The organism is Vicinamibacteria bacterium, from assembly GCA_035570235.1.
GTDB lineage: Bacteria > Acidobacteriota > Vicinamibacteria > Fen-336 > Fen-336 > DATMML01.
In genome coordinates this window covers 18,229-27,762 of sequence record DATMML010000074.1, presented here as the reverse complement: position 1 = coordinate 27,762, position 9,534 = coordinate 18,229, and the positions used below count along the sequence as shown (strand labels likewise).

Here is a 9,534-nt window from a genome sequence, read left to right as displayed (position 1 = left end):
GAGTCATATCCCACAAAGACGAACACCAATACAAAGAGCAGCCTCAGGAGATAGATATTGACTGGGCGTACACCTTCGTAACGCTCGTGGTCGGGCTTGAGAAGCGCAGGAATCCACATGTTTTCTACCCCTATGCGGAAGATTCTCGCAGCACGGGGGGCGGGAGTAAATGCGCGTCGTTCAAGTCTGGGACGGCGCGGGGGTGGGACGAAAACGCCACCCAAAGTCACAATGACGCGGAGGCTCAGACATGGCCGACGGGGAGCCACACAAGGACGTCATCAAGGTACTGGGTTTCGCGGGGAGTCTCCGCCGCGGCTCGTTGAACAGGGGCCTGCTGCGAGCCGCGCAGGAGCTGGCTCCTCCGGGAATGACGATCGAGCCCTACGACCTGGGGACGATTCCACTCTACAACTACGACCTCGAGGAGCGGGGTGATCCCCAACCGGTCGCGGAGTTCAAGGAGGCCATCCGCCGCGCGCAGGCCCTCCTGATTTCGACCCCCGAGTACCAGCATGGAGTCCCGGGGGTGCTGAAGAACGCCCTGGACTGGGCCTCGCGACCGGCCGGCCGCTCGGCCATGCAGGGGAAGCCGGTCGCGATCATGGGAGCCAGCCCGGGCTTTACTGGAACCGCGCGGGCGCAGACCCAGCTACGGCAGGCCCTCACGTACACGCAGAACTATGCGGTGCTGCAGCCGGAAGTGCTCGTCGGCCGTGCCCATGAGAAGTTCGATGCCGAGGGACACCTCACCGACGCGCGCACGCGGGAATTCGTCCGGAAGCTGCTCGAAGGGCTCTGGGCTCTCGCACGGTTGCTCTCGCCCCGCCCTTGAGGAGCGGGGGTGGATCCCTGGCACCTTCGACCCTGTCTAGCATGTTGGCGACCCGACAATCCGCCGCCCGTCGTCGGCGGTGGGAGATCGCCCGCCCTAGGGAGTCCGCCGGAGCGCCCCTGATGTGAGGTTGGAGTATCGTTGTTTCGTCCAGAGGGGTGGCCCTCGGTAGGGAGGTCAGCATGTCCATTCGGCCCGTCAAGCGTCTGGTCACCGCCAAGCCGACCCTTGAAGGCGCGGGCGTGCACCTGCGCCGAGCGTTCGGCTTTGGCAACACGTCCGACTTCGACCCCTTCCTGCTCCTCGACGACTTCCGCAATGACCGTCCGGAGGACTACCTGGCGGGCTTCCCGTGGCATCCCCACCGCGGGATCGAGACCATCACCTACGTCCTGGCAGGCAGCGTCGAGCACGGCGACAGCATGGGGAATCAGGGGACCATCGCCGCCGGCGATGTACAGTGGATGACGGCCGGGAGCGGGATCATCCACCAGGAGATGCCGAAGGGCGATCGCGACGGGCGCATGCACGGGTTCCAGCTCTGGGCGAACCTGCCCTCGTCCCTCAAGATGACGGCCCCCCGCTACCAGGATGTGAAGGCGGCGGAAATTCCCGTGATCACGGACGACGACGGGACGCGGGTTGCGGTCGTCTGTGGGCGCTTCCGGGGCACGACCGGGCCCGTGGAGGGCATCGCGACCGACCCCGTCTATATCGATGTCTCCGTGCCGCCGGGCAAGAGGAAGACTCTCCCTGTGGAGACGACCCGCAATGCCTTCGCCTACGTCTTTGCGGGGTCGGGGATGCTCTGCAACGCGTCGGGCCCCCTCGCGGTGCCGACAGAACCGGTCGGATGGGCGGACACCGCGCCTCCCGCGGAGGTGGGCAACCGCTCGCTCGTGCTCTTCGACCGTGGGGACGAGGTCACGGTGGAGACCCGGGAGGAGGGGATCCGATTCCTCCTGGTGTCCGGGAAGCCCCTCGCCGAGCCCGTGGCCTGGTACGGCCCCATCGTGATGAACACCCAGGAGCAGCTCCGCCAGGCGTTCGCCGAGCTCGAGCGGGGAACGTTCCTGAAGACACCGTCCCGGGGTTGAGCGCGAGATCGTAGGCAAAGGCCGCCGGCCGGCCGGGAAGGAGGCCAAACCTCAGCCGTCGATCAGCCGGGACACCTCTTCCGCGATGGCGGGAGCGGAGGTGAGGCCGGGCGAATCGATGCCGACGAGGCTGACCAGACCGGGCAGTCCCCGCCCACTCTCCTCCGCGATGACGAAGTCGCGAAAGGCTTCGCCCGGTCCCTGGAGCTTGGCCCGGATTCCCGCGGAGTCGGGCTCGAGGTCGGTATCCTCGATCGCGGGTACGAGCTGGCGCACGGCTTCCCCAAACGCCCCCCGCCGCGACTCGTCGACGCCGTAGTCGGGCCGGCGGTCGGGGAGATACTCGGCGTCCGGGCCGAAGCGCAGCCTCCCGTCCAGGCCGAGCACGGCGTGGGTGCCCAGGCTGACGTGGCCGGGAACCGGATACACCAGCCGCGAGATCAGCCCCGCCTTGGCCGCCCGCACCGAGAAGTAGCTGCCCTTGCAGGGATGAAGCCGATAGCCGGCCGCGCCCACGTCGATCCCCGCCAAGGCCGCGATCGTGTCCGCCTCCAGCCCCGCGGCGTTGACCACCCTCTCCGTCGTGAATGAATCCACTTCCGCGCCCGTCCTCACGGCCAGCCGGTAGTCTCCGGTGCGCCGCTCGACGCCCACGATCTCGGAGCGGGGCTGAAAAATGGCCCCCGCTTCCCGCGCCTGGCGGAGGAAGAAATCCATCAGACCGTGCGCGCTCACAATCCCGGTATTTGGAGAGAGAAGCGCTCCCGCGGAGCGGACGTTGGGCTCCAGGGCCCGGCACTCCGCGGCCGAGATCATGCTGAGCTCCACCCCGTTCTTCCGCCCCCGCTCCAGGAGCCCCTCCAGGGCGGGGATGTCCCCCGGGCTTCCGGCCACGATGAGCTTGGACAGTCGCCGGTGGGGGATGCCGTGCCGGCCACAGATGTCGTAGAGCACCCGGTTCCCCTCCACGCAGAGCCGCGCCTTCAGGGAACCGGGGGGATAGTACATGCCGGCGTGGATGACCTCGCTGTTACGGCTGCTCGCCTCCTGACCGTGCTTCTCGTGGCGCTCGAGGAGCACCAGATCCGGATGCCGGCGGGCGAGGCGGGCGGCCACGGCTAGGCCCACCACGCCGCCTCCAATCACCGTCACCGAGGCGTCGGGCATGGAGCGTCATCCTAGCACCGGTGGATGGTCCGGCCCGGAGCGTCGAGGGGGAGACGGCGCCCCGGGGAGGTGGTCGACCCCGCCCGCTCTAGGGTGCGGTCTCCTCGTAGCGCAGGCCGAGCTGGTCGAAGAGGAACGCGAACACGTCCGCTTCCTGCTCGATCCGCTCGCTGGCCGCGGTCCCGAAGCCGTGCCCGGCGGAGGCGGTGGTTCGGAGAAGGATGGGCCGCCCGGACGAGGTGGCCGCCTGAAGGCGGGCCGTCATCTTGCGGGAGTGGGCAGGGTTCACGCGCCCGTCGTTGTCGCCCGTGAGCAGGAATACTGCCGGGTAGGCGGTGCCGTCCTTCACATGGTGGTACGGCGAGTAGGCGTACAGGGCCCGGAACTGCTCGGGGTCACGGACCGAGCCGTACTCGGTGACATTGAACGTTCCGTTGGGATCCCGTTCCACCCGCAGCATGTCGTAGATCCCGACGAAGGAGACCACGGCGCGGAAGAGCTGGGGCTGCTGGGTGAGGGCCGCCCCCATGAGGAGGCCGCCGTTGCTGCCCCCTTCTATGGCGAGCCGGGGCGGCGATGTGTAGCCGTGGTCGATGAGGTGCTTCGCACAGGCGGCAAAGTCGTCGAAGACGTTCTGCTTCCGGGTGAGGCGGCCGGCCTGGTGCCAGGCCTCGCCGTACTCTCCCCCGCCCCTGAGGTTGGCGACGACGTAGACGCCGCCTCCGTCGAGCCAGATCCTCCCGCGGTTGCCGAGGAAGGAGGGAGCCATGCTGATCCCAAAGCCTCCGTAGGCGGTGAGCAGGGTCGGGTTCTGGCCGCCGAGCGGGGTCCCCTTCCGGCGGATGATGTTCAACGGCACCTTCGTCCCGTCCCGGGAGACCGCGAACTCCCGCACCGCCTCGGCGTCGTCGAATCGCAGGGGCGACTTTGTGGAGAGAGCGGTGCGGGAGGGCCGACCCGAGCCGGCAAAGCGGTACCAGCCCGGAGGATCCAGGAAAGTCTCGCTCCCAAAGAGCACCGCGTCCCCGCCCAGGCTGACCACCGCGTCAACCGAGGAGATCGGAGGCAAGGGGAGGGCCCCGAGCGGCTTCCCGCGGTGGTCGTAGATGTCGACCTGGCTCGGCCCCCCCGCCACCCGGAGGGCGTAAAGGCCGCTCTGCGTGACGGTCAGGGGCGGTTCGATGCCCGCTTCCCCCTCGGCCACGATGGTCTCCGCCGTGGCCAGGCGCGGGCTCGCGGCCGGGAGCCGCAGGACCTTGCCCCGGGGGGCGTCCTTTCGGGACACGAGATAAAGCGCCTCGTCCGGCCCGAGGGTGGCCGAGACCACCTCGTCCTCAAAGCGAGTGACCTCGGTCCAGGTTCCCTCCGCCCCCATCAAGTAGTGGGCGAACTCCCCCCCGTCTCCGTTCGCCACCGAGACGAGCAGGCTCTTCCCGTCGCGGGACTCGAGCTGGATCTCCGCGATGCGGGGGAACTCTTTCCCGATCACGTAGGTGTCGGCTCGGAACGAGGTGCCCAGGCGATGCCGCCAGACCTGCTGGTAGAAGCCTCGATCCTGGGGCGGCCGTTCGTTGCCCTGCGGGTAGCGGGTGTAGTAAAGGGCCGAGCCGTCGGCGGTCCAGGCCGCGCTCCCGGCCGCGGTTGGAAAGTTCACGTGGGGGATCGGGGCCTCCAACTTCTGGCCGGTGAGCGCGTCCAGGATGTGGAGGTCCGCGTCCTCGCTTCCGCCTGCGGAGAGGGCGACCGCCACCTTCTTCCCGTCGTGGGAGGGCACGTACCAATCGATGGAGAGGGAGTCCTTGGCGCTCAAGGCGCTGGGGTCCACGATCACGCGCTCGGTAGCGGGGTCGGCCGCCGCCGCCGGCTGCAGGGCGACCAGCAACGGCTGCTCTTTGGGTGGCTGCACCTTGCGCGCGAAGAGCGTCCCCCCCTCCTGCCGCAGGTCGTAGTATTTGGGAGAGCTCGCCTGGTAGGCCCGCTGCAGGCGACCGCGGAGGGCGGCGCGGGAGGGGAGCGCGTCGAGGTAGGCCTGGGTGCGCGTGTTCTGGGCCTTCACCCAGTCCCTCACCTCCGGTTCACTCGTTTCCTCCAGCCAGCGGTAGTCCTCCGAGACTTGGACCCCGTGACGGTCGTCGGTGACGGTCTTTCTGGGAGAGTTGGGTGCGTCCCCGCCCGCCCCCGCTATCAGCAACCCCAGGCCCGCCACGACCCCCAGCCCAAGCCAGCGCTTCACGGCCCACCTCCCCGAGTCAGAAGACGGTGCGAGTGTTGTCCAATCTCCCGGGCCCCGCAAGGCGCCTTGGCTGTGCGTGAGGGCCGGGCGCGGCAACGCCGGAGCGACCGCCAACACCCGGCCTTCAGCGGATACGTGGCGCGACCACCGCAAGCCGGGGGCCGATCGACGGATCGGGCCGTGCCCCGGGGGATCGCTCTAGTTTCGGATGTGGCTTCGGATCACGTTGGCTCGGGCCATGACCTCCTCCGCGTCGAGGGTGGTCATCTTCCGGTCCCTCACCACCACCCGCCCGCCCACCAGCACCGTCCGCACGTGACCGCCCTTGATGGCGTAGACCAGGTGGGAGTAGGGGTCGTAGAGGGGCGTGAGCTCGGGCTGGCGCAGGTCCACCAGGACCAGATCCGCCTGCTTTCCCGCCTCGATGGATCCGATCCGGTCGCCCATCCCGAGCGCGCGCGCGCCTCCCAGGGTAGCCATCTTGAAGACCACCCGCGCGGGCATGACGGTTGGATCCTCGCGGAAGAGTTTGTGCACCCGAGCTGCGATGTCCATCTCCTCGAAAAGGTCTAGGTTGTTGTTGCTCGCCGCCCCGTCCGTGCCCAGCCCCACCGAAATCCCCGCCGCCAGCATCTCCGGGACCCGCGCCAGGCCCGCCGCCCCTTTCATGTTGCTGCCTGGGTTGTGGGACACTCCGACCGCGCGGAGGGACAGCCGGCGGATGTCGTCGTCGGTGAGGGTGATGCCGTGATGGAGAACGGTGCCCCGGCCCGAGCACGCCCGCCCCGTCGAGCGCGGGGACCGCGGTCTGGCCCACCTTCGCGCGAACCGCGCGGTCTTCCTCCGGCGACTCGGCGGCGTGAATCTGGAACGGGACCCGGTAGCGACGGGCGAGGGCGTGGGCTTGGCGCACGACCTCGAGGGACGTGGTGTAGAGCGCATGGGGCGCCACGGAAGGCACTACCCGCGGATGGTCGCGGTACTGGCGCAGGAACGTCTCCGCCCCCGCGAGGGCGGCCTCGGGTGTCTTGTAGTCAGGGGCGGGGAAGCCGATGATGGTCTGCCCGAGCACACCCCTAAGGCCGGCCCGGTCCACGGCGCGGGCGACTTCCTCCTCAAAGTAGTACATGTCCGCGAAGGTGGTGGTTCCGCTCCGGGCCATCTCGACGCAGGCCAGGAGCGTTCCCCAGTACACGAACTCTCGGTCGACGTGCTTGGCCTCGGCCGGGAAAATGACGCCCTTCAGCCATTCCATGAGCGGGAGGTCGTCCGCGATTCCTCGGAACAGGACCATGGGGGCGTGACCGTGCGCGTTGACCAGGCCGGGGATGACCAGGTGCCCGCGGGCGTCGAGGGCCTCCCGCGCCTCGGGCAGGGGCTCGCCGGAGGCGAGGACGGCCTCGATGACCCCGCCGCGGACCGCCACCGAGCCTCCCTCGAGCACCCGCATCTGGGGATCCACGGTGACCACGGTGCCCCCACGGACGAGCAGGTCGACGGGGCCGGCTTCGAGGAGCGAGAGGAGGAGGAGGGTCGGGATCGTCACGGGGTCGTGAGAGAATTCTACCGCGGGCTCCCCAAGGTCGCGGCGCCGGCCCTCACATGAACGCCCTTCTGCCCCTCTTCCTTCTGCTTCGCGCCGGCCAGCAGGCTCTGGAGCACGGGCTCGCTGCCCTCAACCGCCGCTACACCCTCGACCCCAACCACCGCGCGGAGGCTGCCGGCCGGCTCCGCATCGGAGAGGAGGAGATGACCGCCGCCCTGGCCTACGCACGGGACCGCTACCTCTTCGGCATCGTGCGCGGTTGGACAGAGGTCTTGGTCATGCTTGCCTTCCTGGCCGCGGGCGGCCTGGGCTGGATGGAGAAGGAGGCTCTGGCCCTGGGCGGGCGCTTCGGACCGATCGGCGCGGGTCTCGCCTTTTTCGCCCTCTTCGGCGCGGCGGGCGGGCTTCTGAGCCTGCCCTTCGGCCTTTACTACACCTTCCGAATCGAGGAGCGCCACGGGTTCAACCGCCAGACGTGGGGGGGGGTTCTTCCTCGACCGTTTGAAGGGGATCGCCCTCACCGTCGCCCTTGGCGGCCCCCTGCTCGCCATCCTGCTCGGGATCATGGAGAAGGCGGGTCCGGCCTGGTGGCTCTACGCCTGGCTGGCGGTGAGCGGCTTCAGCGTGGTCACGACCTGGATCTACCCCACGCTCCTGGCCCCCCTCTTCAACCGCTTCTCGCCCCTGCCCGAGGGCGAGCTCAAGGATGCGATCCGGGCCCTCGCGGAGAGGACCGGCTTCCGGGCGGGCGGTCTCTTCGTGATGGACGCTTCGCGCCGGACCGCCCATGGCAACGCCTACTTCACGGGCCTCTTCCGCGACAAGCGGATCGTGCTCTTCGACACCCTCCTCGAGGCCTTGGGCACCAGGGAGATCGTGGCCGTGCTGGCCCACGAGCTCGGCCATTTCAAGCTCCACCACGTGCGCAACCGGCTCCTCCTCGGGATCCTGAGCACCGGGGTCCTCTTCTACGCGCTCGGCCGCTGCCTCCCCCTCACCGCCTTCTACACCGCCTTCTCCTTGCGGCCCTCCTCCTACGGCGCGCTCCTGGTCTTCGGCCTCTGGTTCGGCCCCCTGGAGTTCCTGCTCCAGCCTCTGGAGAACGCGGTCTCCCGCCGCCACGAGTTCGCGGCCGACGCCTTCGCCGTGACCCGGGGGGTGGCCGGGTCCGACCTTGCGGAGGCCCTCTTGAAGCTCCGCGAGAAGAGCCGGCTCCTACCCCTCTCCCATCCCCTCTTTTCCCGGGTCTACCACTCGCACCCCCCGCTCCTGGAGAGGATCGCGGCGCTGGGGATCGTCTGACCCTCACCCCTCGGGCGCGATCGCTCGGAGCAGCTCGGGATCGGCGGGGGGGAGGCTGAGGCCGCGCAGGCGGTCGGGCCGGTCCGCGATGCGGTCGAGGCGGACGAGGACCGCGGCCCCCGGCAGGGCGATCAGGAACATGAGGCCCCAGAAGCGGGGCTCGCCCAGAGTGGCGTGGACGGGCAGGAACAGGATGGGGTTGATTGCGAAGGCCAGGCTCCAGGTGGCCTGGTAGAGGCTCAAGTAGCGGCCGCGGGCGGCGGGCGGGGCCCAGTCCGCGATGAACGCCATCTGCTGGGGTGAGGCGAGGATCTCCCCTGCCGTCCAGGTGAGGACGCTCATGAGCCACCAGCCCCAGTGGAGAATGAGACCGGTGAGACCGAAGCCGAGGCCGGCCAGAGCCTCTCCGAGCGCGGCCACCCGCAGCCGACGGAAGCGCTTGAGCTTCTCCACGAGAGAGATCTCGAAGAGCGCGATGAGGAGCCCGTTCAGGCCCACGAGCAGGCCGTAGGCCAGCGCGGGGTAGCCGGCGCCGGTGATGGTCAGCGGCATCACGCTGATGTGGGAGAAAAAGACGAGCGAGAAGGCGAACCCCACCGCGGTCATTTGAAGGTAGATCCCGTCCCGGAAGGGGCTCTCGGGCGGAGCAGGGAGGCCCGGAAGAGCCCGGCTCTCCTGCGCCTCCGGCCGCGTCTCGGGGATGAAGAGGTAGACGACCAGGCCGTAAATGAGCGTCGTGAGCCCGTCCCCGACGAAGAGCAGCCGCCAGCTCCAATCCGCGAGCAGCCCCCCGACCGCCATCCCCACCGCGAAGCCCAGGTTCACGGCCATGCGCAAGGCGGCGAAGCCGGACACGCGGTGGGTGGAAGGGAGCAGGTCTCCGATGATCGCGGAGGCGGCGGGCCGATAGAGGTCGGCCACGAACCCGAAGAGCACGAGCAGAGGAACGAAGACCCGCGTGGAGGGCGCGAATCCCAGGCCCACGGCCAGAACTCCGCTACCGAAGAGGCTCACCATGAGGGTCCGGCGGCGTCCCATGCGGTCGGTCAGAAAACCGCCGGCCAGGATGGAGACGATGGAGCCCGCCCCGTAAGCGGAGAACAGCTCCGCCACCTGGGTCTCGGTCAGGTGGAACTCGCGAAAGAGCACGATGGTGAGATAAGGCACGATGAAGGTGCCCACCTTGTTGATGAGGGTGCCCGTGATCAGGAGACGCACCGGACCCGGAAGGCGGGCGAGGAGCTTGAAGGGGCTCTCGAGCACGGCTCGACTCTAATGGCGGTGTCCGAGGGCCGCAAACGCGCCCGTCCTCCTTCTATAATCAGCCCCATAACGCGCTCCCCGTTCGGGCTCG

The 9,534-nt window shown here is 69.0% G+C and carries 9 protein-coding genes and 1 pseudogene; 5 read left to right on the top strand and 5 right to left on the bottom strand.

Features of this window, described 5'->3' with window-relative positions; all coding sequences use genetic code 11:
• The first annotated feature begins 250 nt into the window (after positions 1-250).
• Complete coding sequence (locus VN461_13630) at positions 251-835, top strand: NAD(P)H-dependent oxidoreductase (protein HXB55823.1); 585 nt, start codon at positions 251-253, stop codon at positions 833-835.
• 182 nt (positions 836-1,017) lie between these two features.
• The gene (locus tag VN461_13625) at positions 1,018-1,932 is read left to right on the top strand and encodes a pirin family protein (protein HXB55822.1); all 915 of its coding nucleotides are present in this window, start codon (positions 1,018-1,020) and stop codon (positions 1,930-1,932) included.
• Between the two features lie 51 nt (positions 1,933-1,983).
• Here VN461_13625 and VN461_13620 read toward each other — a convergent pair whose 3' ends face one another.
• The 3 genes from VN461_13620 to VN461_13610 form a co-directional block, all read right to left on the bottom strand.
• Complete coding sequence (locus tag VN461_13620) at positions 1,984-3,099, bottom strand: NAD(P)/FAD-dependent oxidoreductase (protein ID HXB55821.1); 1,116 nt, start codon at positions 3,097-3,099, stop codon at positions 1,984-1,986.
• 88 nt (positions 3,100-3,187) lie between these two features.
• Positions 3,188-5,332 carry a prolyl oligopeptidase family serine peptidase gene (locus VN461_13615; protein ID HXB55820.1) on the bottom strand — a complete coding sequence of 715 codons (2,145 nt, stop codon included), beginning with the start codon at positions 5,330-5,332 and terminating at the stop codon, positions 3,188-3,190.
• 198 nt (positions 5,333-5,530) lie between these two features.
• A complete protein-coding gene (locus VN461_13610; protein ID HXB55819.1) occupies positions 5,531-6,046 on the bottom strand; it encodes an amidohydrolase family protein in 516 nt (171 codons plus the stop codon).
• Positions 6,047-6,092: 46 nt separating this feature from the next.
• On the opposite strand from VN461_13610, the gene VN461_13605 reads away from it, so the two are divergent.
• A complete protein-coding gene (locus VN461_13605; GenBank protein ID HXB55818.1) occupies positions 6,093-6,938 on the top strand; it encodes a hypothetical protein in 846 nt (281 codons plus the stop codon).
• Here VN461_13605 and VN461_13600 read toward each other — a convergent pair.
• Complete coding sequence (locus VN461_13600) at positions 6,896-7,336, bottom strand: hypothetical protein (protein HXB55817.1); 441 nt, start codon at positions 7,334-7,336, stop codon at positions 6,896-6,898. The two genes, VN461_13605 and VN461_13600, sit on opposite strands and share 43 nt — an antisense overlap.
• A 40-nt stretch (positions 7,337-7,376) precedes the next feature.
• On the opposite strand from VN461_13600, the pseudogene VN461_13595 reads away from it, so the two are divergent.
• Positions 7,377-7,541 (top strand): annotated as a pseudogene (locus tag VN461_13595) (M48 family peptidase).
• Complete coding sequence (locus VN461_13590) at positions 7,518-8,180, top strand: M48 family metallopeptidase (GenBank protein ID HXB55816.1); 663 nt, start codon at positions 7,518-7,520, stop codon at positions 8,178-8,180. Before VN461_13595 ends, VN461_13590 begins: the two are co-directional and overlap by 24 nt.
• A 3-nt stretch (positions 8,181-8,183) precedes the next feature.
• Here VN461_13590 and VN461_13585 read toward each other — a convergent pair whose 3' ends face one another.
• The gene (locus VN461_13585; protein HXB55815.1) at positions 8,184-9,443 is read right to left on the bottom strand and encodes an MFS transporter; all 1,260 of its coding nucleotides are present in this window, start codon (positions 9,441-9,443) and stop codon (positions 8,184-8,186) included.
• Positions 9,444-9,534 lie beyond the last annotated feature (91 nt).